Genomic DNA, 26,505 nt, shown 5'->3' on the forward strand with positions numbered 1-26,505 from the left:
TTCAGATTCGGTTCGGGTTTATATATTGACCAACCGTTCGGTTAATGCAATGATTAAGTTGAAACGAGACCAGATGAGACAGTCATGAGCGATACGATTCTTGTACAAGACAACGGGAACTGGGCCGAAATCACCCTGAACCGCCCGGACAAGCTGAACTCGTTCAATGAAGAAATGCACCTGGCGCTTCAGGATGCGCTGAAAGCCGCGCGCGACGGCGGGGCCCGCGCGATATTGCTGACCGGTGCCGGACGAGGCTTTTGTGCCGGTCAGGACCTCGGCGATCGCGACCCGTCGAAAATGGATGGCCCGCCGGATTTAAGCAAAACGGTACGCAGATTCTATGCCCCTCTTGTCCGGTTGATCCGGTCAGTGAATATCCCGGTGATCTGCGCCGTGAATGGAGTAGCCGCCGGGGCGGGTGCAAATCTGGCGCTGGCCTGTGATATGGTTCTGGCCGCGGAAAGTGCAAAATTCATTCAGAGCTTTTCCAAGGTGGGCCTGATTCCCGACACGGGCGGCAGTTGGCACTTGCCGCGCCTGTTGGGCGAGGCGCGCGCCAAGGGGCTGGCCCTGACAGCCCAACCCCTTCCGGCCAAGCAAGCCGAAGATTGGGGGCTGATCTGGAAGGCGGTGGCCGATGATCAATTGATGACCGAAGCGCGCGCACTTGCCGCGCAATTGGCAAACGGCCCAACCCTCGGGCTCGGGCTGACAAAACAGTGCATTCAAACCGCTGCCACCACGTCGCTCTCGGATCAGCTTGAGATCGAAGCAGACGCAATGAAGACCTGCGGGGAAAGCGCGGATTACGCCGAAGGCGTATCCAGTTTTCTTGAAAAGCGGACACCGAATTTCCAGGGACGCTGATGATGACACCCAAGGAACGTGCCACGAAATCCGCTGAAGCGATGTGGGCGAATGACCAAGCCAGCAAATGGTTCGGGATGGATCTGGTCGAAGTCGACGAAGGCCGTGCAGTTCTGACCCTGACAGTCGGGGACCATCACTGCAACGGGCATGGCATTTGCCACGGGGGCGTCACTCATGCCCTGGCCGACAGCGCGTTTGCCTTCGCCTGCAACAGCCGCAACGTGGCAACCGTCGGCCAGCATACGATGATGAGCTACCTCGCGCCCGGAAAAAAAGGGGACCATCTGACCGCAACCGCGTCAGAGGTTGCCGTCACCGGCCGCAGTGGCATCTATGACGTGCGCGTCACCAACCAAGACAACACCCTGATCGCCGAGTTTCGCGGAATGTCCCGCGCGGTCGGCGGGCAGAATTTTCAGGAATAGCTTCGCGACTGGAGGAGTGACGCGATGGAAGACCTTTCCCCAAACAAAGCGGATCTGGACCCGATCGAGATCGCCTCGATCGACGAAATCCGCGCGACGCAGCTTGAACGCCTCAAATGGTCCGTTCGCCACGCCTATGAGAACGTTCCGATGTACAAGCAACGGTTTGACGAATCCGGTGTGCATCCCGACGATCTTCAGCAGCTTTCGGATCTGGCGAAGTTTCCGTTCACGTACAAGACTGATCTGCGTGACAACTATCCGTTCGGCCTGTTCGCCGTTCCACGCAGCCAGATCATTCGCCTGCACGCCTCGTCCGGTACGACGGGCAAGCCGACTGTGGTGGGCTACACGAAAAACGACATCGACAATTGGGCGGATCTGGGCGCAAGGTCCCTGCGCGCATCGGGCTTGCGTAAAGGTGACATGGTGCACAATGCCTATGGTTACGGGTTGTTCACCGGCGGTCTTGGTGCACATTACGGGATCGAGCGGCTTGGCGCGACCGTCGTCCCCATGTCCGGCGGGCAAACCGAAAAGCAAGTCAACCTGATTAACGATTTCCGCCCCGACGGGATCATGGTTACGCCTTCCTATATGCTCAATATCCTTGAACAGTTCCACAAGGCCGGACTCGACCCGCGTGAAAGCTCGCTGAAGGTTGGCGTATTCGGTGCCGAGCCCTGGACGGACGCCATGCGTGCCGAAGTCGAGGATGCGTTTGATATGCATGCGGTCGACATCTATGGCCTGTCCGAAATCATGGGGCCCGGGGTGGCCAATGAATGCGTTGAAACCAAGGATGGCCCGGTGATCTGGGAAGATCACTTCCTGCCTGAAATCATTGATCCTGCAACCGGAGAGGTCCTGCCCGATGGCGAAACCGGCGAGTTGGTGTTCACGACCCTGACCAAGGAAGGGTTGCCGATGATCCGCTATCGCACGCGCGATCTGACCTGCCTGTTGCCGGGGACAGCACGATCCATGCGCCGGATGGCCAAAATCACCGGTCGCAGCGACGACATGATGATCCTGCGCGGGGTCAACGTCTTTCCCAGCCAGATTGAAGAACAGGTCATGGCGACGGGGGGCCTTGCCCCTTATTATCAGATAGAGCTGTACAAATCTGGCCGCATGGACGCCATGCGGGTTTATGTTGAATCGTCCCCGGATTCCACCGACGAACTGTCCAAGACGGCCGCGGCACGGATGCTGACCAAGCGGATCAAGGACGTCGTTGGCGTCTCAACGGAAATTGTTGTAGGTGACCCCGGCGACGTCGAACGCTCTCAGGGCAAGGCGAAGCGCGTCGTCGACAATCGCGATAAGGAATAAGCCGTGGCCCGTACAATCGCCAAAGATCACGACCAGAAGCGGAAGCAAATCCTGAAAATGGCCGCCAAAGTGTTCGCCGACCAAGGGTTTGATCGCGCCTCGATGACCCTGTTGGCAAAAGAGTGCGGGATTTCCAAGGCAAACATCTACCACTATTACGACAGCAAGGATGCCATCTTGTATGACATCCTTGAAACCTACCTGCGCGAGCTTCGCGACCGTATCTGCAATGTGGATCTGAACGGTCTTACGTCTGAACAGAAGCTGCGGAAAGCGGTGCGCGAAATCCTGTTTGCCTATCAAGGCGCAGATGACGAACACCGGGTGCAGATCAGCGGCATGAGCGCCTTGACCGAGGAACAGCAGAAACTTCTGCGCGGGTATCAGCTGGAATTGGTAAATTTTGTGCGCGACATCCTGAAAGAGCTGGCCCCGACAGCCTTCAATGATGACAAGGACAAGCTGCGCGGCACCACGATGTCAGTTTTTGGGATGCTGAACTGGTATTACATGTGGAACACCGGCGCGGGCCCCAAAGCCCGCGAAGACTATGCCGATCTGGTCAGTACGCTGACCGTCCATGGTATCCACAAGCTCTAGTTGTGGCCTTTCGGGCAAAACCGTTTCAAATCCAACGCAGGTGTGCCTGCCTTTGTCCTGTTGCCACAGAGCCGGATTCAGGGCCGCAACGTGTTTTCCTCATCCTGACCAATCAATGCGGAACTCTTCCCGAAACGCAAAACGCGCCAGATGAGCCTCGATGACCTGTTGCCATCGGGCCAGATCACCGCGCGCCCGGGTGGCGGCGGTTACGGTCAGGCTGGTATCACCTGCCGAAAGCGTGACGCGGTTCCCGTCCGGAAAGCTCACGCTGCCTTGCGTTTCATCAAATGTTACCTGAGCCTTGCGCGACCAGTGTTTGCAAAGCTGTTGCAGGTATTTCGACGCCGCGCCTGTCTGTGCGCTTCCCGAAGCCACCTGATCGGGCAGCAGGCTGAGCCCATCAGCAGCAGCGGCCCGGATTGCCTTGGCGAACAAAGTCACATCGATGTCCGTGGCCACGAATGTTGCCCCCAGATCCAGGCATTTTCGCTGCATGACCGGGTCCAGTGACAATATCCCTGCCGGCTTGCCTGCCGCAACGATGCGCCGGATCGCATCAAGAACGGCCTCGATCACGTCCGGGTGCCCGGCATCGCCGATATGGCCCATATCTGCGGCCAGATCCGACGGGCCGACGAACACCCCATCGACGTCGGTCGCCAGTATGTCGTCCAGCGCCTCCAGCCCAAGCCTGTTTTCGACCTGCACCAAAAGACAGATCTGCTCGTCCGCCGTTTTCAGATAATCCGGGATAGCCGCAAAACGCGAAGCCCGCGCCAAAGCGGAACCTACGCCCCGAACGCCACGAGGTGGATACTGCACGGCCCGCACCAGTTCGCGCGCCTGATCGCCGCTTTCCACCATCGGCACCAGTATGTTCTGCACACCGGCATCGAGATATTGCTTGATCATCCAGGTTTCGCCAATCGGCAGGCGTGCGACGGGGATACTGCCAGATCCTTCAATCACCCTCACCTGCTCGAGGATCGAGCGCAGATCGTTTGGTGCATGCTCTCCGTCAACCAGCAGCCAGTCAAACTGCGCCGTTGCGGCGATCTCGGCCGTATAGGCATTGGCCAGCCCAACCCAACACCCGATCAAAGGGGTTCCCGCCCTCAGCGCGGCCTTGAACGTATTGCTTGGCGCGGGCATTGGCGTTCCTTTCAGGCGAAACGGATATCGACTGAGCCGAACGGTCCGAAATCAGCTTGGATTTCCGTTCCCGAGGGGCATTCGACCGGGCGGATGAAGCTGCCGGACAGAACGACCTGGCCCGGCGCGATGCTCTGACCGTATTGCGCCATGCGACGCGCCAGCCACACGACGCTTTCGACCGGATCGTTCAGCACCCCCGCGCCCAGACCGGTTTCCTCGATCTCGCCATTGCGGAAGGTGAGTGCCCCGACCCAGCGCAGATCAAAGGCATCCACCCTGTGGCGGTCGTTGCCCAAAACGATACCGGCATTGGCGGCATTGTCACTGATCGTGTCAAAGACCGTGCGCGCCTTGCCGGTTTCGGGATCCACGCGTTCAATCCGGGTATCCAGAATCTCGATGGACGGCGCGACGCATTCCGTCGCCGCGATGATATCTTCGCGGGACACGTTGTCCCCGCCTATGGCAGACTTCATGACAAAGGCAATTTCGGCCTCGATCCGGGGCTGGATGAATCGCCCGGCCGGAACGGTGGCACCCTGTGCAAACACCATGTCGTCAAACAGAATTCCACTGTCAGGAATATCGATGTTCAACGCGTATTGCATGGCTTTCGAAGTCAGGCCGATCTTCCACCCGATCACCTTGCGCCCTTCGGACAGTTTCTGGCGACAGATGGCTTTCTGCACCTCGTAAGCGTCATCCATGCCTATCTCGGGGTGGCGCAGGCTGAGCAGGCCAATCTGTTCATGCGTTCGTTCCGCCTGCAACAGATCAGCGGCCGCGCGCGCATGGTCTTCGGGCGTCATACTATTTCATCCTCAACCGTGTTTCGCAGAGTACCGATACCGTCGACCGAGACCTCGACCACATCACCGGGTGCCAGGTATTTCGGCGGATCGAACCGCGCGCCCGCCCCGGTCGGTGTACCGGTCACAATGATATCGCCGGGCTGAAGCGTCATGAAAGTCGAGATGTATTCAATCTCGCGCCGGATCGGGAACATCATGCGGTTCAGCGTATCATCCTGCCGCAGCTCGCCATTCACATGTGTCTGAATACGAGCGTCATCCAACTGGGCCGCATCCGTGAAGGGAACCAGCCACGGGCCGATGGCCCCAGAGCGGTCCCAGTTCTTGCCTTGGGTGACATTGAACTTGGCGTGCCGAACCCAGTCGCGAATGGTTCCTTCATTGCACAATGTCAGCGCGGCGATGTGATCATACGCGTCTTCCTGTGGAATGCGGCGGCCAGCCTTGCCAATCACGATGGCCACTTCGCCTTCGTAATCCAGCGTATGGTTTTCCGGCGGGCGGATCAGAGGCCGGTCATGGCCTGTAAAGCCACTGGCGAAACGCGGAAACAGGGACATGTATTTGGGTTGCGCGCTGCCATCTTTGTATTCTGCGTTCCGGTCAGGAAAGTTCACCCCGACGCAAAGGATACGTCGCGCGTCCGGCATCACCATGTCGTAGATGAAATCGGGATGGGTGACAGGTTTCCCCCCGGCCGCCTCTGCCAGTTGATCGAACGCCCCGGCCGCGATCACCTCATAAAGGCTGTCGTGTTCCGGGAATTCCTGGTTCAAGGCAATGGCACCACCGTCGGTGATTGCCCCGAAGAAACGTTCTTCGCCCGATACGAAAGTGGCAAACCTCATTTCATGGTCTCCCACACGTCCCGGATCACGTCCGCAGCCATCAACACGTCGTCGCGGGTGGTATCGAACTGCCCGACCTGAAAGCGGATGATCTTGCGGCCGTCGAACATGCCCTGCGTCAGGTAAATCCGGCCATCGTCATTCAGCGCGTCCACCAGACGCTGCTGCTGAGCATCGTCCCCTGGGCAGCGGAAGGAAAACAGGCTGAGGATAGGGCCGGTTGTGATCTCGAACCCCTCGATCGCACCGATCTTCTCCGCCAGTTCGCCGGCCCATGTCACGTGATTGCGGATGCGTTCGCGCAATCCCTCCAACCCGTATGACCGCAACAGGAACCAGATTTTCAACGCCCGGAACCTGCGGCCCAGCGGGATAGTCCACTCTGAGTAATTCGTCACCTCGGCTCCGGTCGTCTTGAGGTATTCCGGCTCGATTTTCAGCGTATCGAGCTGCGGCGTGGCGTCCCTCAGGAACTGGATCGCACAATCGAATTGCGCACCCATCCACTTGTGCGGGTTGAAGACGATGCTATCATAGCGGTCGGCGCCCTGCCACAAAGCCCTGCGGAATTCGGGGCAGATCATGGCCGAACCCGCCCAGGCGGCGTCAAGATGGGTGTAGAGGTCGTATTTTTGGGCGATATCAGCCGCGGCCATCAGATCATCGCAGGCCCCCACACCTGTGCCACCGGTAATTGCAACAATTCCGGCCGGGATATGTCCGGCGGCGACGTCATTCATAATGGCGGCCTCAAGCGCCGAGGGAACAATCCCGAAATTCGGCCCCTGCGTGGGCAACTTGACCAGATTGTCCTGACCGATCCCGGCAACCCAGCATGCCCGGTCAATCGACGAATGCACCTGATCGGAACAATAGATCCGCAGCGCCCCCTTGGCGTTCAGGCCTTCCCGGTTGCCGGTAAAGCCGGTGGCCCGTTCCCGCATGGTCAGTACCGCCGACAAGGTGGCCGAAGAGGCGCTGTCCTGTATGACGCCGGTCATACCCTCGGGCAATCCGACGGCCTGCCGCAGCCAGTCGACCATGACGCCCTCGACCTCGGTCGCGGCAGGCGAGGTCTGCCACAACATGCATTGGGCCGCGATGGTCGTCACCAGCATCTCGGCCAACATGGACGGGGGTGCAGCGTTGGCCGGGAAATACGCAAAAAAGCGCGGATGCTGCCAATGGGTGATGCCCGGCATCACGATCTGTTCGAAATCGGCCATGATGGCGTCCATCGGCTCGCCTGTCTCGGGTGGAGTTGCAACAAGCTGGGCCGCGATTTCCCCCGGCGCGGTCTGCGCCCGCACGGGACGTTCAGCAAGTGTCTTGTGATAATCCGCCGCCCATTTCGAGATGTGCTGACCCCAATGCGAAAACGTGTCCCAGTTCATCTGCTGACTTTCCTTTGTGACGGGATCACCGCCAAACCCTTTTGTTCCGTTGCGTGCGTCACACCGAAAAGCTGACATTGGCCTGACCGGTGCCAGAGCTGCCGAAATACGGGGTGTAAATGTCGATCTCACCCTTGTAGCTTCCCCACCCCAACGCACCAAACAGCAAAGCAGTGTCATTCATGGCGCATTCACCGGTGCATTTTTTTGCATAGTCCGGCAGCATTTCCAGAAACTCTTCAAATCGGCCCTGCTGCCACAGCTCAAGAACGCGCATGTCCATCTGGCGGTTGAACTCGCCATTCACGGCATTCAGCCCGTCGACCGAGCGTTCATTCGGCGTAAAGTCGTGGCTGAGCGAGCCGGACGCCAGAATGGATACATTGCAGTCCGAACGTCGGATACCCTCGGCAATGGCCTCGCCCCAGGCCCGGTTTTCCGCAATCGACGAGAATTGATTGACCGCCACCGGCAAAACCCGGGCATTCACGCCATCATTGATGAAATGCATCGGCAGCAGGGTGCCGTATTCCATGCCCATGTCGGGGTGCGAATGGCCCAGCGCCCGCTCTCCCCGTTCGCGCAGAACGTCAAGGATGGTTTCCCCAAGTTCATGATCGCCGCGATAGTCGAACTCCATATCCGCCAACATATGCGGCAGTTCGTGACTTATGAACCGGCCCTTGTGATGTTCCTTTGTGTTCAGGTGAAACCCTTGATTGGTGATCCAATGGGTGTCGAACACGATGAACGTCTCGACCCCGCGGTCGATCGCGTCCTGACGCAGGCGTGCATATCCATCAATGGCGGATTGCCGGATGCCCTTGTACTTTGGCATCGTGTGGGACATCCAGATGCTGGGCACATGCGTGATCTTTGCGGCCTGTACTATCTTTCCCATGGCAATTCCTCCTCGTGTAATGGGGTTGCCCCAGCCGGGGTCGACCTGCGTGATCTATTTACCCAACTGCATGATCTTGTGATGACCGGTGGCAAGGCCGATATGTTTCTGTTCCATATAGAATTCAAAGCTCCAGTCACCGCCATCCCGGCCGATGCCGGACGCCTTGACCCCACCGAACGGCGTGGGCAGGTGACGCACGTTCTCGGAATTCACCCAGATCATTCCAGCCTCCAGCCTGTCTGTAAACCGAAGCGCGCGGGTCAGATCATTGGTCCAGACATAGCCGGTCAGGCCATACGGCGTGTCGTTGGCGATCTCCAGCGCCTCATCCTCGGTCGAGAACGGGATCGAGGTCAGGACAGGGCCAAATATCTCCTCACGCGCGATGCGCATCTGGTTGGTGGCATTGGTAAACAGGGTCGGCCGGACGAAATAGCCCGCATCCCCCACCGTGACGCCGCCAGCGGCGACAGTTGCTCCATCTTCCTTGGCGATGTCGAAATAGCTCGTGACCTTGGTGTAGTGTTCTTCGGTCACCAACGGCCCGATCTCGGTCTCGGGGTCCAAGGGGTGCCCCACCTTGATGTTGTTGACGCGCTCAATCAATCGGGCTTCGAAGTCTTCCTTGATCGTGTCCTGCACCAAAAGCCGCGAAGACGAGGTGCAGCGCTCGCCATTGATCGAATAGATCATGAAGATCACGGCATCCAAAGCACGGTCCAGATCCGCATCATCAAACACGACAACCGGGTTTTTTCCACCCAGTTCCAAATGGTTGCGCTTATGGGAATCTGCGCCTTGCTTGACGATCAGACTGCCGGTACGGCTTTCGCCCACAAAGGCAATGGCCTTGATCAGCGCATGCTCGCACAAAGCCTTGCCAGCGTCGGGGCCAAACCCGTTGACCGTATTCAGCACACCTTTGGGCAGCCCTGCCTGCTCGGCGATTTCCACCAGAAGACGGGCCGTCAGAGGGGAATCCTCGGCGGGTTTGTGAACCACCGTGCAACCCGCAGCCAGGGCCGGTGCTATCTTCCAGGTCGACAGCATGAACGGCGTGTTCCACGGGGTAATCACGCCAACCGGGCCAATCGGCACACGGGTCGTCACATTCATCAGCGTCGGAGACTTCAGGTGCTGCCCATCCCGCGCCTGAATCACCTGATCCGCGAAATACCGGAAGTTCTCTGCCCCGCGCAAAGCTGCCTTTGACATGAAACGCAGGGTCTGCCCCGTGTCCCAGCACTCGCACAGTGCAATTTCCTCGGCGCGCGCTTCAATGGCATCAGCCACATTCAACAAGATGCGACGGCGTTGGGTGGCGGGCATGTCTCGCCACTCTGCAAAGGCTGCGTGGGCGGCCTTGGCTGCCGCGTCGATGTCATCTGCCGTGCCATGGGCAACATCACAGATCACGGATTTGTCGACGGGTGAGACCGACTGAAACACTCCGGCGGATCCGTCCCGGTCTTCACCCGCTATACGGTTGTGGATGCCCGTTTCCCGGAACCGGTCCAGAAAGCCGTTCAGCTTTTCGATGTTTGTGTCCAGTGCGCTCATGCGTCAGGTCTCCTGCGTGGTCGCCGACAGGTGGTCGCGGATCGTACCGGCCTTGGGCGACAGCTTGGGGTCGATGTCACGCATCTCAAGCGAGAGCGCGATGGAATGCTGTGAAAAAACCGGCGCCAGATATGTTTTGACCGCCTCGAATATGCGCTGTGTCGCATCTTCCTTGACATCCGCGGATCGGCCTGCCCGCAGGCGGATCGAGATATCAATGAACCCGTGCGCCGGGTTGCCGTCCGCTATGGCGTAATGATCGACCCGTGTCGCGCGCACACGAATACCGGGCATGGGAAAGGTCTCGATCCCGGCCGCCGTTGACCGAATGCACTCGCACAGGCCATCCATGTCGATCCTGTCTTCAAGATTTCCGGAATATTCGACATGGAAGTGAGGCATAGTCTCTCCTTTATTAGTTAACATGTTTAGTTTTTAATGCGCCCCCTGTCAAGAGATTGCTTTGTTAATCTTTGCAATTCCCAAAACGGCGTTCTAGAAGGCCGCATGAACACTCAAAGCCACTCCAAAAGCACTGCCCGGTCCCTTCCGATCGCGTTGCTGCGTGCCCGCGAAACCGTCATGGCTCCGATCCGGGATATGCTGCAAGGCATTCAACTGACCGAGCAGAAATGGCGCATCCTGCGCGTTCTGGACGAGTTGGGCGAAGTGGAGCAAAGCACCATCGCGCACGAGGCGTGCCTGTTGCTGCCCAGCGTGACCCGCATTTTGCGCACGATGGAGGCCGACGGCCAGATTACCCGCCGTCAGGATAGCGAAGACAAACGCCGCACCATGGTCAAGATCACCGAAGCAGGCCGCACCATCCTCAGGGAAAACCTGGCCACTTCACTTGCGATCTCCAGCAATATCGAAGCGCAGATGGGCAAGGAGAAACTGGATCAGTTGCTGGACCTGCTCGAGGATCTGCAAGCTATCAAAGTCTGACCCCGCCAGGTTCCGAAGGGGTCGGTTGACCGCCTACAAAGTGGCAAGACCGGTATCCAGCGCCGACAGAATTTTGGCCACGTCTTCCGAAGTGACGATCAGCGGCGGCGACAGAATGATGTTGTTGCCAGACACACGCACCATCACGCCATCTTCATATGCGGCTTTCTGAACCTGAAGCGGCAGGTATTTTGCGACAGGCGCCTTGGTCGCCCGGTCCGAAACCAGTTCCAATGCGCACATCAGTCCCTCGCCGCCCCGCACGTCCCCGATAGCGTCATGCTTGTCGGCCAGCTTTTGCAAGCCGTCAAACAACTCATCCCCACGCGCAGCAGCGTTTTCCCAGATCCTCAGCCGGTTGATCTCGGACAGGGCGGCCAAGGCCGCGGCCGCCCCGACCGGATGGCCAGAATAGGTGTACCCCTGATCCACGGATGCCAGGCCCGTGGTATCGCTTTCAAATACCTCTGCGACCGCACCGGAAATCATGGCCGCGCCAAAAGGGAAATACCCGTTGGTGATCGCCTTGGCCGTCGTCATGATATCGGGCTGAACACCCCAGTGCCGCGCACCGCTTTCGCTGCCGGTGCGACCAAAAGCGGTGATGATCTCGTCCGAGATCAGCAGGATGCCATGTTTCGAACAGACCTCGCCCACCATGGGCATGAAGCTCTTGTGTGGCGGGATCACACCGCCCGCGCCCAACACCGGCTCCATGATGAAGGCGGCAACAGTGTTTGCACCTTGAAAAGCGATCTCGGCCTCAAGCGCCTTGACGCAAAGCTGCGCCAGACGCTCGGGGTCGGTTTCGTCAAACGGGTTGCGATAGGTCCACGGCGCCGGCACGTGAAAACAGCCGGGCATCATCGGCTCATACACCGCGCGGAATTTCTGGTTGCCGTTGACGGAAGCGGCGGCAAAATGGGTGCCGTGATAACCCTGCTTCAGGCTGATGAACTTGGTGCGCCCTGCTTCACCCCGAACCTTGTGATATTGACGCGCAAGCTTCAGCGCAGTTTCGACGGAATCCGACCCGCCCGACGTAAAGAATGAACGGGTCAGCCCGTCGGCCTCGAAGAACTGGGCCAGCTCATAGGACAGCTCGATCGCCTTGTCGTTGCTGGTGCCGCGAAAGGTCGAGTAATAGGGCAGCGCGTTCAGCTGATCCGCTATGGCCTGTTTCACCGGTTCACAGGAATAGCCCAGATTGACGTTCCACAGCCCCCCTACGGCGTCCAGCGCCGTGTGACCATCGACATCAGTGATGTTGACCCCTTCACCACCGCTGAGAATGGTCGGCGGGTTCTTCCGGCTGTCGGCGGGGTGCGCCATCGGGTGCCAGAAATACCGGGCGTTGTTTTCCTTCAGAAAGTTGGAGTCTTTCATGTCGCGGGTCTCCGAGTATTGAATCCGCCCCGGGTCACGGGTGGAATCCGGTTGGAAAGGAGTCGGGCAACTGGCCGCCAAAACCAGCAGTCAGATCAACCGAAAGTGAATGCAACGTGGACAGTATTGCCGGAAGGCGGTCGCTGGTTGCCCGGGTTTCCGGGACAGCTATCGCGATGGTTCCCAATGCGACCTGATCGATGCCGAAGATCGGCGCGGCATATCCAAAAACACCTTCTTCGTAACTGCCACGGCTGTCGGCCCAGCCTGAAACTCTGATCTTTGCGACCCGTTCCCTGATAAGCTTCGGATCAGTAAGCGTCGCTTGCGTAAACCGTGCCTGCACGTGCTGATCCAACTGCTCCAAAAGGTGAGCCGGCCCGAAACTGAGCATGCAAAGACCTGATGCCGTTGCATTGAGCGGAAGCATCTCGCTGGGATCCAGACTGACGCGGACACTGTGCTGCGTTGTTTCCACCACAAGCGCCGTCTGCAACCCCGTTTTCTCAAGCAAAGACAGATGCAGGGATTCACCGACCACCTGCATAGCGGCCTGCATCTTTTGGCGCGCGCCCTCAATGCCGGGCCTGGCGATCTCTCGCAGCGCGGCCAAACGCAAAGCCGCCGGCCCGATCGCATAGGATTTCGTCATCGGATTCTGTTCGATCAACCCGAACTCCTCAAGCGCGCGCAGGTGACGCAATGCCGTTGCTTTGTTCAGCCCGGACAACCGCGCAAGGTGACTCAACCCGATCTCTGGGCGGGCATTGGAAAAGTAGTCCAGCATTTTTAAGGCGTTAAGGGCTGTACCCATGTGCGTGTGGTCCTCTTGCTCAGGTATTACTTGACAGAACTAACTTAACAAAGCAACATTATTATTGTTAACGCGGTTCAATTAATGAACCAGTATCGGGAGGTGTCAATGAAGAAATTTCTAACAGCCGCCGCTTTTGCGGCTTCGGCCACTGCCGCACTGGCTGAATACCCTGAAAAGCCGGTAAGTTTTGTCGTCCCCTGGCCTCCGGGTGATCTGGAAGATGTCCTTACCCGGATGATCGCCGACGAATTCCAGGCCATGTACGGTGTGCCTGCCGCTGTCGTGAACAAACCCGGCGGCGGAGGCGGCCCATTCCCCGGCGCGGTCGAGGTGGCAACCGCTCCGGCGGATGGCTACACCATCGGCTCATTCGTCATCGGCGTACCTGTCATCGGCCCCGAAATCGGAATTCCCGAACTCAACCCGAATCCTTTTGATCCAATTGGTATCTTCCTGACCTATCCCTTCGTCATCGCGGCCAGCAAAGACGCGCCGTTTTCAAGCTGGGAAGAACTGGCCGAACACGGCAAGGAAAATGACGTAGCGCTTGGCCATTTCGGATCGGTTCTGCCCCCCACTCAGGTCACATTTGCAGCTGCGGTCAGCAGCGGGTTCGACTTTGCCAGCGAAGCGGCTTTCGACGCCCTGGATTGCAACACGCTGGCCTCAGGCGACGTGGATGTCATCAATACGACGCTACAGCTTATCCTTCCCTGCCTTGATCAGGTGAACGTCCTTGCCAGCATCGGCGGCGAGCGGATTTCACTGGTTCCGGATACGCCGACGATCGTGGAACTCAATCCGGATCTGCCATTGGCCCTTTGGAACGGGCTGTTCGTGCACAAGGACACGCCCGCCGACGCGCGTGAAAAGATCTCGGCTGCCGCGCAGAAAGCGTTGTCCTCGGACAAGGCCAAAAAGCTGGCTGAGGAAACGGGCGCCCTGATCTACTGGCAGGACCCGGACGCTTCGAATGCTCAGATCGAGCAGGACAAAGCCTCTTTCGCCAAGATCGAAGAGATTCTGGGCGAATAATCCGAAACAGGCCCGGCCAGATCGAACAACGCCGGGTCTGTTTGATTCAAACAGGAGGCCAAGATGATAGCAAAGACGCTGCAAGACATGTTCCGACGGTATCGACGTCCTGGCGATATTGTCTTTGCCTTCCTTTTCTTCGGCTTCTCCCTGTTCCTTCTCAGCCAGATCGGCGCTGAGACTCAGGCCGTCAAACGAACCAAGTGGTTTGCCCAGCCCGCCCTTTGGCCCAAGATCGCGATCTGGGGCATGGTTTTGTTCAGCGGCCTCCACTTGCTGGGCTCCTTCCTGTCCCCACGCATTCCCGGACGGTTGCGAGAGGTGACGTTCTGGTTGATGTCCCTCGAATACGTTGCCTACTTCCTGATCTATGTCGTGGCGGTTCCGTGGCTTGGATACCTGCCATCGACCATGCTTTTTGCAGCCCTGCTGACGATACGATTGGGGTTTCGATTGCCCGGGGCTTTTTGCGTTGCACTTGGCTTCGGCGCGGTCGTGGCAGTCGTTTTCCGCGCGTTGCTTCAGGTGAACATTCCTGCGGGTCGGATATACGAATATCTGCCCGACGGGCTGCGCGCCTTTGCGCTGACCTACTTGTGAGGCCAAGATGGACAATCTGATTTCCGGCTTTGCAATTCTGGCACAGTGGCAGGTCGTCGTGGCACTGATCATCGGATCGGTGGGCGGGGTCATCATCGGCGCGTTGCCCGGCGTCGGCGCCGCTGTCGCAATTGCCATCCTGCTGCCCGCCACCTTCGCGTTCGAGCCCATCGTCGGCCTGACCCTTCTGTTGGGCATCTACGGGTCGTCCATGTATGGCGGCGCAATCCCCGCCATCCTGATCAACACGCCCGGTACGGCCGTCAACGCACTGACCACCTATGACGGCTATCCCATGACCAAGCGCGGGGAGGGCCACCGGGCCCTGTCGCTGGCCTATTCAGCGTCGTTTTTCGGCGGCATCTTCTCGATCCTCTGTCTGATCATCCTGTCGCCCGTATTGGCTTGGGTTGCCCCGCATTTCGGCAGCCGCGAGATTTTTCTGGCCGCACTCATGGGCATCCTTCTGGTGATCCTGGCCCATCGCGGGCAAACCTTCTCGGCCGCGATGCTGGCGTTCTTCGGCATCTTCCTCAGCACCGTCGGTCTGGAACCCGTCAAATACACCAAACGTTTTACCTTTGACCAAACCTGGCTTTCGTCAGGTGTCGATCTGATCGTGGTCGTTCTTGGGCTGTTCGCCATCAGTCAGGCGCTGCTGTTGCTGGTCGACAAAGAACACGCGCCGGGCGAAGCCCATGTGCGCGGCAGCATCTTCGCGGGCCTCAAAGAGCTGCTGGACCTGAAACGCATCGCGACGGTTTCGTCATCGCTGGGTGTGCTCATGGGCATGATACCGGGCACAGGCGAATTCACATCACAGTTCCTGTCATACACATACGCACAGAAAACCTCTCAGGACCCGGACAAATTCGGCGATGGATCACCCGAAGGTCTGGTGGCGTCCGAGGCGGCCAACAATGCCGTTCCCGGGGCCGCGATGATTCCACTGCTGGCGCTGGGTATTCCGGGCGAGGCGCTGACCGCGATGATGCTGTCCGTCTTCTACGTTCACAACGTGATCCCCGGACCGCAGCTTTTTGCCGATCAGATGGATTTTGTCATGGCGCTGTACATGTCGCTGATCCTGCTCAACGTGATCGTTCTGGTCTTTCTTTTGTTCTCGACCAACCTGCTGCTGAAGATCATTCAGATCCCGACGCGCTTTCTGGGGATCATGATCCTGACGCTGTCCTTTGTCGGGGTATTCAGCCTGCGCAACTCAGTCACGGACTGCGCTATTGCCGCCGGGTTCGGCGTGTTCGGGCTGATCCTGAAGCGCCTGAACCTGCCCATTGTTCCGATCATTCTGGGCATGGTTCTGGGCGGGATCATGGAAGTCAAACTGCGCAGCGCCATGGCGCGGGTGAAGTCGCCACTTGATTTCATCGACCGACCGATTGCAGCAATACTTTTCATCATGATCCTCGGGATCCTTCTGCTGCACGTTCGCTCACTGATCAAGGAACACAAGGAACGTATCAGACCGCAGCCGGTTCTCGACGAAGACTCAACTCAGCAAGGATAACCCCATGGACCAATCCTCGATTGATGCGCTGCGTGCGCAGGACATTGCTCCGCGCGGGCATTTCATAAACGGCCGCAGTCAGGATGGCGAAACCGGGGCCCGGCATCAGGTTCTGTCTCCGATCAACGGCCAACCTCTGGCGCTGATCGCCGAAGGCACACCGGCCGATGTCGACATGGCCGTGCGCGCGGCACGCAGTGCTTTCGAGGACGGGCGATGGTCGCGCATGGCCCCTGCCGGCCGCAAGAAAGTGCTTCTGAAGCTGGCCGACCTGATTGAAGCCCGCGCGCTTGAACTGGCCGTGCTGGGCGTGCGCGACAACGGAACCGAAATCACCATGGCCTACAAGGCCGAGGCGCTCTCGGCGGCGGCCACTTTCCGGTACTATGCCGAGGCGATCGACAAGATCTACGGACAAATCGCCCCGACAAGCGGTGACGTCCTGGGTCTTGTGCATAACGCTCCGGCCGGGGTTGTCGGGGCCATCGTGCCCTGGAACTTTCCACTGATGATCGGCAGCTGGAAAATTGCACCGGCACTGGCCGCAGGCAATTCCGTCGTGCTGAAACCTGCCGAAAGCGCCTCACTCAGCCTGCTCAAGATTGCCGAGCTTGCCGCAGAAGCCGGAGTGCCCGATGGGGTGTTCAACGTCGTGACCGGGCGTGGCTCGGTCGTGGGTGAGGCGCTGGCCCTGTCGATGGATGTCGACATCATGGTGTTTACCGGGTCGGGTACAACCGGGCGGCGGCTGCTGGAGTATTCGGCGCAGTCGAACCTGAAACGCTGCTATCTTGAACTGGGCGGCAAATCCCCGAACATCGTTTTTGCCGACGCCCCTGATCTGGCCGAAGCGGCCAAGGTTTCCGCGGCGGGCATCTTCCGCAACTCTGGTCAGGTCTGCGTCGCCGGATCGCGCCTGTTGGTCCAGCAAGAGATCTACGAGGACTTCGTGACCGAGATCAGCCGCCACGCCGAAGGCTTTCGCGTCGGCGACCCGCTGGATCTGAACAGCCAGATCGGTGCGGTCCACAGCCTGCCAGAGCTTCAGGCCAATCTGGATTTCGTCACCAAGGCCGAGGCCGAAGGCGCCGAGCGCCGGACCGGCGGAAACCGCATTCTGACAAAGACCGGAGGCTATTACATGGCGCCGACCGTAATGGCCAACGTGAAAGAGACCGACACCCTGTTCCAAAATGAGGTCTTTGGCCCTGTTCTGGCCGTCACACCCTTTGCGGACGAAGACGAAGCGCTGCGCCTTGCCAATGCCACCGTTTATGGGCTGGCCGGTGGTGTCTGGACCTCGAACCTCAGCCGCGCGCATCGCATGGTGGGCGGCATTCGCGCCGGCGTTGTGCATGTCAATACATATGGCGGTGCCGACCTGACCGTTCCGCTGGGCGGCGTTCGCCAATCCGGAAACGGGCACGACAAATCGCTGCACGCGATCGAGAAATACTTCGATCTGAAAACCGCATGGATAAAACTCTGAGAAAAGGCCGCCCGCATGACCCTTTCAGCGAAATCCGCGGAACTCATTGAACGCAGGGCCCGGTTGCTGGGGCCCAATGTATCGACCTTCTATGACGAACCCGTTCATTTCGTGAAAGGGGAAGGCGTCTGGCTGTGGGATGCGGACGGGCGCAAATATCTGGATTGCTACAACAACGTGCCTCATGTGGGGCATTGCAACCCGCGCGTGGTCGAGGCGATCTGTCGTCAGGCGCGCACACTCAACACGCACACCCGGTATCTGCATGACGGGATTCTGGACTACGTGGAAAAACTGACCGGAACGATGGACGAATCCCTGGATTCGGCCATCCTCACCTGTACCGGCTCCGAGGCAAATGACATTGCTCTGCGAATGGCCGAGGCGATGACCGGAAAACGAGGGATCATTGGCACCGACGCCACCTATCACGGCAATACCGCGCTGGTCAGCCAGTTGAGCAGATCGAACATCCCGACAGTCGGCTTCGGTCTGGGCCGGTACTTCCGCTTTGTCAGCGCGCCCGACAGCTATCGCCATCCCGACCCGGACGGGTCAAAATTCGCCGATGCGGTGGCGGAACAGATTGCGGAACACGAAAAGGCCGGCATTGGTTTTGCCGCATTGATCCTCTGCCCTTACTTTCTGAACGAGGGGTTTCCCGACAACCCGGACGGTTGGCTGGCACCCACGGCCAAGGTCGTCCGCCAGGCCGGGGGCCTGTTGATCTGCGACGAGGTGCAATCAGGCTTTGGCCGAACCGGCACCCACATGTGGGCGCATCAGAAGTTGGGCGTTGTGCCGGATGTCATGACCTTGGGCAAACCCATGGCCAACGGCCATCCAGTGGGCGGCGTGGTCACAGGTTCCGAGATCATTTCGGCATTCCGCAAGGGATATAGGTACTTCAACACGTTTGGCGGAAACCCTGTTTCCTGTGCCGCTGCGATGGCGGTTTTGGAAGAGATCGAAGACCAGAGCCTGGTCGCACATGCCAGATCCGTTGGCGATCACGCGCGAAAACGGCTGAATATTTTGAAAGAAAAGTATGACGTCATCGGAGACATACGCGGCTCGGGGCTGATATTCGGGGCTGAAATGGTCCTTGATCACGACAGCAAGGAACCCGCCGGTGAATTCACTGACCGTATCATCAATGCCATGCGCCAGCGCGGGATCATTCACTCCAAGCTTGGGCGTCACAAGAATACTCTGAAAATTCGCCCGCCCATGACATTCTCTGTCGAAAACGCGGATCTTCTTTTCGACACGCTGGACGACGTGTTGGCGGAAACGCCACGGGTCGCATGAAGCAGATCGTGGAACATGCGCTGTCCCTTTGGGGGCTGGCTGATGGCCAGGCGTCTCTCGTGGCGGCTCGGGAAAACCGTGTCTATCGCGTTCAGGCAGGCCAGACCGTCTATGCCCTCAGACTGCATCGCAAGGGCTTGCGAACGGATGCCGAACTCCGGTCAGAGCTACAGTGGATGGCCGTTCTCGGCAAAAACGGGGTCCGGGTTCCAACGCCCGTCGCGGCCGCGGATGGGCGCTATCTGCATCTGGTGGACGGCTTTCAGGTCGACATGCTCGACTGGCTGCCGGGCCGCCCTCTGGGTGCGACCGAAAAGGCTTTGACGCATCAGGACCGGACAGGCGTCTTTTGTTCAATTGGCCGGGAAATGGCACGGCTGCACCACATCAGCGACCAATGGGCACCCCCTCAGGGCTTCGTGCGTTGGTCATGGGATCGCAGCGGGCTGCTTGGAGCCGCCCCTGTCTGGGGTCGTTTCTGGGAAAACCCAACGCTTGGAAAAACGGACCGGGCCCTTTTCCTGGCGTTTCGGGATATCGCAGATCGTGACCTTCGGCGCGTGGAAAATCAGTTGGATTACGGGCTGATCCACGCCGATCTTGTCCGCGAAAACGTCATGGTTGACGGTGACAAACTGTGGCTGATTGACTTCGACGATGCCGGGTTCGGTTTTCGCCTGTTTGATATCGCAACGACGCTTCTCAAGAACCTGCACGAACCTGATTTCAACCGGCTGCGCGGTGCTTTGCTGGCGGGGTATCGATCTGAACGAACGATCTGTACCCAACAACTCGACCTGTTCATGGCACTGCGCGCCGTAACCTATGTGGGATGGGTTGCATCCCGACTGAACGAAGATGGATCGGGCTTACGCAATGAGCGGTTCATTGAAACCGCCCGGGCGTTGATGTCCCAATACCTTCAACAGCACATCTAGACAGGAGGCACCGATGGCCGAAAAGACAATCCTGCTGATTGGTACGTATGATACGAAAGAGCCCGAAATGCGGTTCATCGAAAAGGCGGTCAGAGCGCAGGGCGCTGACGTGCTGACCATGGATGTATCGGTTCTGGGTGATCCGTCCGAACCGACGGATATCTCGAAACACGACGTTGCCGCTGCCGGTGGCATGACAATAGAACAGGTCATCGCGCAAGGAGACGAGAACAAAGCCTTTCGCGTGATGTCCGCAGGGGCCGCAAAAGTTGTTGCACAGGCCTATTCAGAAGGTCGATTTGACGGGTTGCTGGCCACGGGCGGGACCATGGGCACAGACCTTGCACTTGATTGTGCACAGGCTTTGCCGATGGGGGTTCCCAAATATATCGTGTCAACGGTCAGCTTCTCGCCTCTGATCCCTCCGCACCGGTTGGCGCCGGATGTTCAGATGATCCTGTGGGCCGGCGGCCTGTATGGCATGAATTCGATCTGCAAATCGTCGCTCAGCCAGGCTGCCGGGGCCGTCGTGGGCGCAGCCAAGGCGGCGACCGCCCCCGATCGCAGCAAACCTCTGATCGGGATGACCAGCCTTGGTTCGTCCTGCCTGCGCTACATGAAAATTCTGAAACCGGCACTGGAAGACCGCGGCTTTGAAGTGGCCGTGTTCCACTCTACCGGCATGGGCGGCATGGCCTATGAAAAACTGGCGGGCGAAGGCGCGTTTGCCTGCGTGATGGACTTCTGCATGCAGGAATTTGGCAACCTGATGGCGGGCTCTGTCGTATCCAGCGGCGATGACCGGGTCACCAATGCCGGGCGCGTAGGAACGCCCCAGATGGTGGCGCCCGGTGCGCTGGATCTATTGGATTTTGCGGGTTGGCAGGACATCCCCGAACAATATGCCGATCGCCCGTTCCACGAACACAACCGCCTGATCAAAAGCTCGGTCTTCAACGGCGCCGAACGGCGCGCCTGGATTCGGGAACTCGCCAAACGGCTGGAAGCCGCAACCGGGCCGGTGCATTTCTTTTTGCCCGTTCAGGGTGTCGAGGCCTGGGACAGGGAAGGCGAAGAGGCGCATGATCCAGAGGCTCTGGCCGAAATGGTGGACGAGGCGCGCAAGGTCATGCCCGGCCGGGTGCCGATGACCGAGCTGGATGTTCACATCAACGACGCGGCTTTCTGTCAAGCTGTTCTGTCGCGATTTGACACGTGGGTGGAAACCGGCGTCATCCGAACAGACTGAACGCCATTGGCAGCATCGGGAAACGGAAAATCTCCCTGCGCTTTGTCTGACAGCGAATTGTGGCACCTGTCCGGGTTGTGCATGTCGGTTCCGTGAACCTTGGGCACCCAGTCTTCTGGCGGACGGTTCCAGAACGTGTTGGGGTTGTCTTCATCCATCCTGGCCCGGTGCAAGCTGCGCCACGCGGACCGGATCAGAATGACCGGTTCTTCATGCGGATGTTGCGTAAAAAGCGTCTCCACAACGTTTTGAACGATTGGATCATCGGCTTACCGCCACCCCCAAGACGATCAATCAGCCAAGGGCGTTTCTTGAACAATTGATCCATGCTTTAGCCGGGTACGGGCCCGTGTCCGTTGCCGGTGGAATTTTTTTATGGATGTTGGATCCAATATCCTTTATTCGTGATCGCATCTTTGATTCAGGGAGGATCACATGCTCAAGAAACTCGTCGCTTTGGCGGCCTTCACCACTTTCACAACAGGTCCTGCGATGGCGGACACGCTCGACGATGTCGTGGATCGCGGTACTCTTCGCTGCGGCGTTGTTCTGGACTTTCCGCCGATCGGGTATCGAGACGCCAACAACGAACCGGCGGGTTTTGACGTGGATTACTGCAATGATCTGGCCGCGGCGCTTGAAGTCGAGGCGGAAATCCTGCCTTTGACCTGGGCCGAACGCCTGCCAGTCATCGTGACCGGGCGCGCCGACGTCGTGTTCGGCGCAACCTCGGACAGCCTTGAACGGGCGCGGACCGTGGGCTTCAGCATTCCCTATGCAATCTACTATGCGCAGGGCGTCGTGAACGCGGACAGCGGGATCGAAACCTTCGAAGACATCCGCGGCAAACGCGTCGCCGCCGCGATTGGCACCGTGCCGGAACAGGAATGGCTGAAGATTGCCGCCGAATGGGGTGAGGAAGGCAATTATCAGGGCTATCAGTCGGAAAACGAGGTGTTTCTGGCGGTCGCGCAGGGCAAGGCCGATATCGGCATCACCACCAACACCGCTGTTCTGCCGATCACCCAGCAGTATGAAACGGTGCTGGCCGGCCCCCGTATGCCCTGGACGACCGACTATACCTCGGTGGTGGGCAAACGACAGGACGTCACCTGGCTGAATTTCCTGAACCTGTTTGTCACCCATCAGGTGCGTTCGGGCCGGTATCAGGAACTGTGGGGCAAATATGTCGGTGGCGAAGCACCCGAGCTGCGCATCCCCGGCGTGATGTACTGATTTCACCCCCCAGTGCTCTTTCGTCGGGTTTCGGCCGGGCGAAAGAGCCGGTCAATTCGGAAAAAACCTGTGTTCGATTACAACTTCCACTGGCGGCCGGTCATGAAAAGCCTGCCGGACTTGCTTGAGGCATCGCTGCTGACTCTGCAAGTCGCGGTTCTGGCGATGATCCTGGGCATCCTCATCGGCCTGTGCCTTGCACTGACGCGGCTGCACCTGAAGGGGCCGCTGTGCTGGTTCGCCTCGGCCTGGGTCGAACTGGCCCGAAACACGCCCGCCTTGTTTCAGCTGTTCTTTTTCGGCTTCGGGCTTGGCGCATTCGGCCTGCACCTGTCGCCATATTTCATCGTGCTGGCGGGTTTGACCTTCAATTGCGCCGGCTATCTGGCCGAAAACTTTCGCGGCGGTTTTCAGGCCGTCCCCGAGACGCAGTTGCGGGCCTCTCGCTCTCTGGGCATGACTGCGTGGCAGGCTTACACACGCGTGGTGATCCCGCAGGTGTTTCGCATCGTCTATCACCCGATCACCAATCAGATGGTCTGGGCCGTGCTCATGTCCTCGCTGGGCATGCTGGTCGGTTTCCGCGAGCTGTCCGGCGAGACGCAGTTCTTTGCCTCGCGCACCTTCCGCATCTTTGAATATTTCGCCGTCACCGCGGTCATTTATTACGTGATCGTCAAAATCATCCTTCTTGCCTCGCGCCTGCTGGCGTCCCGGCTTTTCCGCTATTGAAGGAGGCACAGATGCAACCCACTGTCAGCTTTTTCAGCGGCTTCACCATCAATGATCTGTGGTTCCTGGGCGAAGCTGCCCTGCGGACACTCTGGATTTCGGTTCTGTCGATATCCATCGGAACGCTTCTTGGCGTGGTATGCGGGTGGATCCTGTACGAGGGCAAGCTGGCCGCAGCCCTGACAGTGGCCCCGTTTCTGGATGTTTTCCGTTCCGTCCCGCTGATCATCCAACTGGTGCTGTTCTACAACTTTGCGCCCATCGTCGGGCTCAATCTGGACCCCTTCGCCTCGGGCGTGGTGATCCTGTCGATCTACACGGCCGCTTTGGTTGCGAATGTCGCACGCGGAGGGATCGAGGCCGTCGGTGCGCCGATGCGCCGTGCCGCGCGCAGTCTGGGCATGACCTATTGGCAGGATCTGCGCTATGTCGTCTTCCCGATTGGCGGGCGCGCGGTGTTCCCGGCCTGGGTCGGTGTCGCACTGGGAGTGATGAAGGACAGCGCGTTGGTTTCGGTGCTGGGCTATGTCGAACTGCTCAAGGCCAGTCAGATCCTGATCACCCGGACGCAGGAACCTTTCCTGATCCTGACAATCGCGGGCGCGTTCTATTTCGCGCTCAGCTATCCGATTTCGCGCTATTCCGCGTCTCTTGAAAAAAGGTGGGCCCAATGATCGAAATTCGCGACCTGCACAAGTATTTCGGCGCGCTGCATGTGCTGAAGGGCATCGATCTGGATGTGCAGAAAGGAGAGGTCCTGTCGGTGATCGGCGCATCGGGCTCCGGCAAATCGACCCTGCTGTATTGCATCAACGGGCTGGAACCGATCCAGCAAGGCTCGGTCAGGGTCGATGGCACAGATGTTCATGCCAAAGGCACCGATATCAACAAGCTGCGCACAAAGCTGGGAATGGTGTTTCAGCAATGGAACAGCTTTCCTCACCTGACCGCATTGGAAAACGTCGCGCTGGCCCCCAAGATCGTCAAAGGACTGTCAAAATCAGAAGCCCGCGATATCGCCGCCCGCCAACTGACCCATGTTGGCCTGGGCGAAAAGCTGGGCGTCTACCCATCTGCCCTTTCGGGTGGCCAGCAACAGCGTCTGGCCATCGCCCGCGCGCTGGCGATGGAGCCGGAATACATGCTTTTTGATGAGGCGACGTCAGCGTTGGATCCCGAACTGGTGGGCGAGGTTCTCGACACGATGCGCCTTTTGGCCGAAGAAGGGATGACCATGATCTGTGTCACGCACGAGATGGGTTTTGCACGCGATGTGTCGGACCGGGTTGCTTTCTTCCATCAGGGCGTGATGGAAGAGATCGGCCCGCCCAGGCAGATATTCGGTGCTGCGCAATCCGAACACACCCGTAAATTCCTGGCCAACGTGCGCTGAGTGCACTGGCCCCCAGAAACAACGAGGAAGATCACCTTCATGTCCAAGAATATCTTCACCGGCACCATGCCAGCCCTGATGACCCCGTGCAAAGCCGACCGGACCCCGGATTTCGATGCCCTGGTGAAAAAGGGCAAGGAAATGATCGAGGCCGGCATGTCGGCCGTGGTGTATTGCGGTTCGATGGGCGACTGGCCGTTGCTGTCGGATGCCGAACGTATGCAAGGTGTCGAACGCCTGATCGACGCCGGCCTTCCTGTCGTCGTCGGCACTGGTGCGATAAACTCGAAATCTGCCGTAGCGCTGGCCGCACATGCGCAAAAGGTCGGCGCGGCAGGGCTTATGGTCATCCCACGTGTGCTGTCGCGCGGATCGTCCATCCCGGCACAGCGCAACCACTTCAAGGCAATCCTGTCAGCCGCGCCGGATATCCCGGCCATCATATACAACAGCCCCGTCTACGGCTTCGCCACCCGCGCTGATTTGTTCCTGGAATTGCGTGCAGATCATCCGAACCTTGTCGGGTTCAAGGAATTCGGAGGCAAAGGCGACCTGCGCTACGCCGCGGAACACATCACCTCGAAAGATGATCAGGTCACGCTGATGGTGGGCGTGGACACCGAGGTTTATCATGGCTTCGTCAACTGCGGTGCCACGGGTTCGATTACCGGTATCGGCACCGCCCTGCCCAAAGAAGCATTGCTGCTGGCCGCCCTGTGTCAGAAAGCGGCGGCGGGCCATGCCGAAGCGCGCCTGCGCGCGCGCGAGCTTGAAGAAGCCTTTGGCGTGCTGGCCAGCTTTGACGAAGGCACCGATCTGGTGCTGTACTACAAGCACCTGCTGGTCTTGAACGGTGAAGAGGAATACCGCTTGCACTTCAACGAAACCGACGAGCTGACGGATGCCCAGCGCAACTATTGCGAACAGCAATACAAACTGTTCCGCACCTGGTTTGCCGACTGGTCCAGCCAGGGCGGGGTCATCGCTGAATGCATGTGATCGACAGCCACACCGGAGGCATGCCCACGCGGGTTATCCTGAACGGCGGCCCCGATCTGGGGTCGGGACCGCTGGCCGAGCGCGCGCAACGCCTGGCCACCGAGCACAAGGCTTTCTACAAATCGGTCCTTCTGGAACCACGCGGTCAACCCGGCATGGTCGGGGCGCTTCTGGTCGCCCCGGAAACGTCTGGCTGCGAAACCGGCGTGATCTATTTCGATGCCGACGCCGTTCTGGGCATGTGCGGTCATGGCACCATCGGCCTTGGGGTCACTCTGGCCCATCTGGGCCGGATCGGTCTTGGGACGCACAGGGTCGAAACGCCGGCCGGCGTCATCTCGGTTGACCTGTTGGACGCCAATACGGTGCGCGTCACCAATATCGAAAGCCGCCGGGTCAAGGCTTCGGTGTCGGTTGACGTCGAAGGCCATGGAAAAGTGACCGGCGATCTGGCCTATGGTGGCAACTGGTTCTTCATTGTCGATCCCAGCCCGATGGACGTGACGCCCGGCAACATCCGTGCCCTCACCGATCTGACCATTGCAATTCGCAAAGCCTGCATCGACCAGAACGTGCGTGGCGAGAACGGGGAACCGGTGGACCACGTGATCTTGCAGGACAAATCCCCGGACAAAGACGTTCACAGCAGGAATTTCGTCCTGTGCCCGGACGATCAATATGACCGATCGCCGTGCGGGACCGGCAGTTCGGCGCGTCTGGCCTGTCTGGCGGCGGATGGGGTTCTGGTTCCGGGGCAAGAGATCGTGCAGGAAAGCGTGATCGGCAGCTCTTACCGGCTGAGCTATCAGCCCGGTCCCAACGGCGGCGTCATTCCGACCCTGACCGGGCAGGCGCATATCATGGCCGAGGGCACATTGATTTTCGCGCAGAACGATCCGTTTCGCGGTGGGATCCTTCTTTGACAAAATTATCGG

At 59.0% G+C, this 26,505-nt stretch carries 27 protein-coding genes; 18 read left to right on the plus strand and 9 right to left on the minus strand.

Annotation, left to right across the window (positions count from 1 at the left end; translation table 11 throughout):
* The first annotated feature begins 84 nt into the window (after window positions 1-84).
* The 4 genes from paaG to GS605_RS16025 are packed head-to-tail and all read left to right on the plus strand — an operon-like array spanning window position 85 to window position 3,233.
* Window positions 85-870, plus strand: a complete 786-nt coding sequence (gene paaG / locus GS605_RS16010) for a 2-(1,2-epoxy-1,2-dihydrophenyl)acetyl-CoA isomerase PaaG (protein WP_171636510.1) — start codon at window positions 85-87, stop codon at window positions 868-870.
* Window positions 871-872: 2 nt separating this feature from the next.
* Complete coding sequence (gene paaI / locus GS605_RS16015; protein ID WP_171229484.1) at window positions 873-1,298, plus strand: hydroxyphenylacetyl-CoA thioesterase PaaI; 426 nt, start codon at window positions 873-875, stop codon at window positions 1,296-1,298.
* Window positions 1,299-1,322: 24 nt separating this feature from the next.
* On the plus strand, window positions 1,323-2,633 hold the full coding sequence (paaK, locus tag GS605_RS16020) for a phenylacetate--CoA ligase PaaK (protein ID WP_171724616.1): 1,311 nt from the start codon (window positions 1,323-1,325) through the stop codon (window positions 2,631-2,633).
* A gap of 3 nt (window positions 2,634-2,636) precedes the next feature.
* Window positions 2,637-3,233 (plus strand): TetR/AcrR family transcriptional regulator, encoded by a 597-nt coding sequence (locus GS605_RS16025; protein WP_171636514.1) that lies wholly within the window; start codon window positions 2,637-2,639, stop codon window positions 3,231-3,233.
* A gap of 99 nt (window positions 3,234-3,332) precedes the next feature.
* Here GS605_RS16025 and GS605_RS16030 read toward each other — a convergent pair whose 3' ends face one another.
* The 7 genes from GS605_RS16030 to GS605_RS16060 are packed head-to-tail and all read right to left on the minus strand — an operon-like array spanning window position 3,333 to window position 10,311.
* On the minus strand, window positions 3,333-4,388 hold the full coding sequence (locus GS605_RS16030) for an aldolase/citrate lyase family protein (RefSeq protein WP_171724617.1): 1,056 nt from the start codon (window positions 4,386-4,388) through the stop codon (window positions 3,333-3,335).
* An 11-nt stretch (window positions 4,389-4,399) separates the two neighbouring features.
* Entirely contained in the window at window positions 4,400-5,200 is an 801-nt protein-coding gene (gene hpaH / locus GS605_RS16035; RefSeq protein WP_171724618.1) for a 2-oxo-hept-4-ene-1,7-dioate hydratase, read from the minus strand.
* Window positions 5,197-6,051 carry a fumarylacetoacetate hydrolase family protein gene (locus tag GS605_RS16040; protein WP_171724619.1) on the minus strand — a complete coding sequence of 285 codons (855 nt, stop codon included), beginning with the start codon at window positions 6,049-6,051 and terminating at the stop codon, window positions 5,197-5,199. Before GS605_RS16040 ends, hpaH begins: the two co-directional genes overlap by 4 nt.
* Window positions 6,048-7,445 carry a pyridoxal-dependent decarboxylase gene (locus GS605_RS16045; RefSeq protein WP_171724620.1) on the minus strand — a complete coding sequence of 466 codons (1,398 nt, stop codon included), beginning with the start codon at window positions 7,443-7,445 and terminating at the stop codon, window positions 6,048-6,050. Before GS605_RS16045 ends, GS605_RS16040 begins: the two co-directional genes overlap by 4 nt.
* A 58-nt stretch (window positions 7,446-7,503) precedes the next feature.
* The gene (gene hpaD / locus GS605_RS16050) at window positions 7,504-8,346 is read right to left on the minus strand and encodes a 3,4-dihydroxyphenylacetate 2,3-dioxygenase (RefSeq protein WP_171724621.1); all 843 of its coding nucleotides are present in this window, start codon (window positions 8,344-8,346) and stop codon (window positions 7,504-7,506) included.
* A gap of 54 nt (window positions 8,347-8,400) precedes the next feature.
* On the minus strand, window positions 8,401-9,909 hold the full coding sequence (hpaE, locus tag GS605_RS16055; protein WP_171724622.1) for a 5-carboxymethyl-2-hydroxymuconate semialdehyde dehydrogenase: 1,509 nt from the start codon (window positions 9,907-9,909) through the stop codon (window positions 8,401-8,403).
* Window positions 9,910-9,912: 3 nt separating this feature from the next.
* Window positions 9,913-10,311, minus strand: a complete 399-nt coding sequence (locus GS605_RS16060) for a 5-carboxymethyl-2-hydroxymuconate Delta-isomerase (RefSeq protein ID WP_171229363.1) — start codon at window positions 10,309-10,311, stop codon at window positions 9,913-9,915.
* Between the two features lie 105 nt (window positions 10,312-10,416).
* Between GS605_RS16060 and hpaR the strand changes: the two genes are divergently transcribed.
* The gene (gene hpaR, locus GS605_RS16065; protein ID WP_171724623.1) at window positions 10,417-10,857 is read left to right on the plus strand and encodes a homoprotocatechuate degradation operon regulator HpaR; all 441 of its coding nucleotides are present in this window, start codon (window positions 10,417-10,419) and stop codon (window positions 10,855-10,857) included.
* A gap of 33 nt (window positions 10,858-10,890) precedes the next feature.
* Here hpaR and GS605_RS16070 read toward each other — a convergent pair whose 3' ends face one another.
* Complete coding sequence (locus tag GS605_RS16070; RefSeq protein ID WP_171724624.1) at window positions 10,891-12,243, minus strand: aminotransferase class III-fold pyridoxal phosphate-dependent enzyme; 1,353 nt, start codon at window positions 12,241-12,243, stop codon at window positions 10,891-10,893.
* A 34-nt stretch (window positions 12,244-12,277) separates the two neighbouring features.
* Entirely contained in the window at window positions 12,278-13,057 is a 780-nt protein-coding gene (locus tag GS605_RS16075) for an IclR family transcriptional regulator (RefSeq protein ID WP_171636532.1), read from the minus strand.
* 108 nt (window positions 13,058-13,165) lie between these two features.
* Between GS605_RS16075 and GS605_RS16080 the strand changes: the two genes are divergently transcribed.
* From GS605_RS16080 to GS605_RS16140, 13 genes are all read left to right on the plus strand, one after another.
* A complete protein-coding gene (locus GS605_RS16080; RefSeq protein WP_171724625.1) occupies window positions 13,166-14,095 on the plus strand; it encodes a tripartite tricarboxylate transporter substrate binding protein in 930 nt (309 codons plus the stop codon).
* A 63-nt stretch (window positions 14,096-14,158) separates the two neighbouring features.
* A complete protein-coding gene (locus GS605_RS16085) occupies window positions 14,159-14,695 on the plus strand; it encodes a tripartite tricarboxylate transporter TctB family protein (RefSeq protein WP_152460588.1) in 537 nt (178 codons plus the stop codon).
* A 7-nt stretch (window positions 14,696-14,702) separates the two neighbouring features.
* Window positions 14,703-16,223 carry a tripartite tricarboxylate transporter permease gene (locus tag GS605_RS16090; RefSeq protein WP_171724626.1) on the plus strand — a complete coding sequence of 507 codons (1,521 nt, stop codon included), beginning with the start codon at window positions 14,703-14,705 and terminating at the stop codon, window positions 16,221-16,223.
* A gap of 4 nt (window positions 16,224-16,227) precedes the next feature.
* On the plus strand, window positions 16,228-17,712 hold the full coding sequence (locus tag GS605_RS16095; RefSeq protein WP_171724627.1) for an aldehyde dehydrogenase: 1,485 nt from the start codon (window positions 16,228-16,230) through the stop codon (window positions 17,710-17,712).
* Between the two features lie 15 nt (window positions 17,713-17,727).
* Window positions 17,728-19,023 carry an aspartate aminotransferase family protein gene (locus GS605_RS16100; protein ID WP_171724628.1) on the plus strand — a complete coding sequence of 432 codons (1,296 nt, stop codon included), beginning with the start codon at window positions 17,728-17,730 and terminating at the stop codon, window positions 19,021-19,023.
* Entirely contained in the window at window positions 19,020-19,961 is a 942-nt protein-coding gene (locus GS605_RS16105; protein WP_171724629.1) for a phosphotransferase enzyme family protein, read from the plus strand. The genes GS605_RS16100 and GS605_RS16105 overlap by 4 nt, the downstream gene beginning before the upstream one ends.
* A 13-nt stretch (window positions 19,962-19,974) precedes the next feature.
* Entirely contained in the window at window positions 19,975-21,210 is a 1,236-nt protein-coding gene (locus GS605_RS16110) for a Tm-1-like ATP-binding domain-containing protein (RefSeq protein WP_171724630.1), read from the plus strand.
* Between the two features lie 435 nt (window positions 21,211-21,645).
* Complete coding sequence (locus GS605_RS16115) at window positions 21,646-22,446, plus strand: transporter substrate-binding domain-containing protein (RefSeq protein WP_171636548.1); 801 nt, start codon at window positions 21,646-21,648, stop codon at window positions 22,444-22,446.
* A gap of 69 nt (window positions 22,447-22,515) precedes the next feature.
* Window positions 22,516-23,178 carry an amino acid ABC transporter permease gene (locus GS605_RS16120; RefSeq protein ID WP_171724631.1) on the plus strand — a complete coding sequence of 221 codons (663 nt, stop codon included), beginning with the start codon at window positions 22,516-22,518 and terminating at the stop codon, window positions 23,176-23,178.
* Between the two features lie 11 nt (window positions 23,179-23,189).
* Window positions 23,190-23,852 carry an amino acid ABC transporter permease gene (locus tag GS605_RS16125; RefSeq protein ID WP_171636552.1) on the plus strand — a complete coding sequence of 221 codons (663 nt, stop codon included), beginning with the start codon at window positions 23,190-23,192 and terminating at the stop codon, window positions 23,850-23,852.
* A complete protein-coding gene (locus GS605_RS16130; RefSeq protein ID WP_171724632.1) occupies window positions 23,849-24,571 on the plus strand; it encodes an amino acid ABC transporter ATP-binding protein in 723 nt (240 codons plus the stop codon). Before GS605_RS16125 ends, GS605_RS16130 begins: the two co-directional genes overlap by 4 nt.
* A gap of 39 nt (window positions 24,572-24,610) precedes the next feature.
* Entirely contained in the window at window positions 24,611-25,570 is a 960-nt protein-coding gene (locus GS605_RS16135; protein WP_171118193.1) for a dihydrodipicolinate synthase family protein, read from the plus strand.
* Window positions 25,561-26,493, plus strand: a complete 933-nt coding sequence (locus tag GS605_RS16140) for a proline racemase family protein (RefSeq protein ID WP_171724633.1) — start codon at window positions 25,561-25,563, stop codon at window positions 26,491-26,493. Before GS605_RS16135 ends, GS605_RS16140 begins: the two co-directional genes overlap by 10 nt.
* Window positions 26,494-26,505 lie beyond the last annotated feature (12 nt).

The organism is Ruegeria sp. HKCCD7559, from assembly GCF_013110575.1.
GTDB lineage: Bacteria > Pseudomonadota > Alphaproteobacteria > Rhodobacterales > Rhodobacteraceae > Ruegeria.

Bases quoted from the DNA above. Each gene is read 5' to 3' on its own strand.
- paaG (WP_171636510.1), top strand. From the start codon at position 85: ATGAGCGATACGATTCTTGTACAAGACAACGGGAACTGGGCCGAAATC.
- paaI (WP_171229484.1), top strand. From the start codon at position 873: ATGACACCCAAGGAACGTGCCACGAAATCCGCTGAAGCGATGTGGGCG.
- paaK (WP_171724616.1), top strand. From the start codon at position 1,323: ATGGAAGACCTTTCCCCAAACAAAGCGGATCTGGACCCGATCGAGATC.
- GS605_RS16030 (WP_171724617.1), bottom strand. From the start codon at position 4,388: ATGCCCGCGCCAAGCAATACGTTCAAGGCCGCGCTGAGGGCGGGAACC.
- hpaH (WP_171724618.1), bottom strand. From the start codon at position 5,200: ATGACGCCCGAAGACCATGCGCGCGCGGCCGCTGATCTGTTGCAGGCG.
- GS605_RS16040 (WP_171724619.1), bottom strand. From the start codon at position 6,051: ATGAGGTTTGCCACTTTCGTATCGGGCGAAGAACGTTTCTTCGGGGCA.
- GS605_RS16045 (WP_171724620.1), bottom strand. From the start codon at position 7,445: ATGAACTGGGACACGTTTTCGCATTGGGGTCAGCACATCTCGAAATGG.
- hpaD (WP_171724621.1), bottom strand. From the start codon at position 8,346: ATGGGAAAGATAGTACAGGCCGCAAAGATCACGCATGTGCCCAGCATC.
- hpaE (WP_171724622.1), bottom strand. From the start codon at position 9,909: ATGAGCGCACTGGACACAAACATCGAAAAGCTGAACGGCTTTCTGGAC.
- GS605_RS16060 (WP_171229363.1), bottom strand. From the start codon at position 10,311: ATGCCTCACTTCCATGTCGAATATTCCGGAAATCTTGAAGACAGGATC.
- hpaR (WP_171724623.1), top strand. From the start codon at position 10,417: ATGAACACTCAAAGCCACTCCAAAAGCACTGCCCGGTCCCTTCCGATC.
- GS605_RS16070 (WP_171724624.1), bottom strand. From the start codon at position 12,243: ATGAAAGACTCCAACTTTCTGAAGGAAAACAACGCCCGGTATTTCTGG.
- GS605_RS16075 (WP_171636532.1), bottom strand. From the start codon at position 13,057: ATGGGTACAGCCCTTAACGCCTTAAAAATGCTGGACTACTTTTCCAAT.
- GS605_RS16080 (WP_171724625.1), top strand. From the start codon at position 13,166: ATGAAGAAATTTCTAACAGCCGCCGCTTTTGCGGCTTCGGCCACTGCC.
- GS605_RS16085 (WP_152460588.1), top strand. From the start codon at position 14,159: ATGATAGCAAAGACGCTGCAAGACATGTTCCGACGGTATCGACGTCCT.
- GS605_RS16090 (WP_171724626.1), top strand. From the start codon at position 14,703: ATGGACAATCTGATTTCCGGCTTTGCAATTCTGGCACAGTGGCAGGTC.
- GS605_RS16095 (WP_171724627.1), top strand. From the start codon at position 16,228: ATGGACCAATCCTCGATTGATGCGCTGCGTGCGCAGGACATTGCTCCG.
- GS605_RS16100 (WP_171724628.1), top strand. From the start codon at position 17,728: ATGACCCTTTCAGCGAAATCCGCGGAACTCATTGAACGCAGGGCCCGG.
- GS605_RS16105 (WP_171724629.1), top strand. From the start codon at position 19,020: ATGAAGCAGATCGTGGAACATGCGCTGTCCCTTTGGGGGCTGGCTGAT.
- GS605_RS16110 (WP_171724630.1), top strand. From the start codon at position 19,975: ATGGCCGAAAAGACAATCCTGCTGATTGGTACGTATGATACGAAAGAG.
- GS605_RS16115 (WP_171636548.1), top strand. From the start codon at position 21,646: ATGCTCAAGAAACTCGTCGCTTTGGCGGCCTTCACCACTTTCACAACA.
- GS605_RS16125 (WP_171636552.1), top strand. From the start codon at position 23,190: ATGCAACCCACTGTCAGCTTTTTCAGCGGCTTCACCATCAATGATCTG.
- GS605_RS16130 (WP_171724632.1), top strand. From the start codon at position 23,849: ATGATCGAAATTCGCGACCTGCACAAGTATTTCGGCGCGCTGCATGTG.
- GS605_RS16135 (WP_171118193.1), top strand. From the start codon at position 24,611: ATGTCCAAGAATATCTTCACCGGCACCATGCCAGCCCTGATGACCCCG.
- GS605_RS16140 (WP_171724633.1), top strand. From the start codon at position 25,561: ATGCATGTGATCGACAGCCACACCGGAGGCATGCCCACGCGGGTTATC.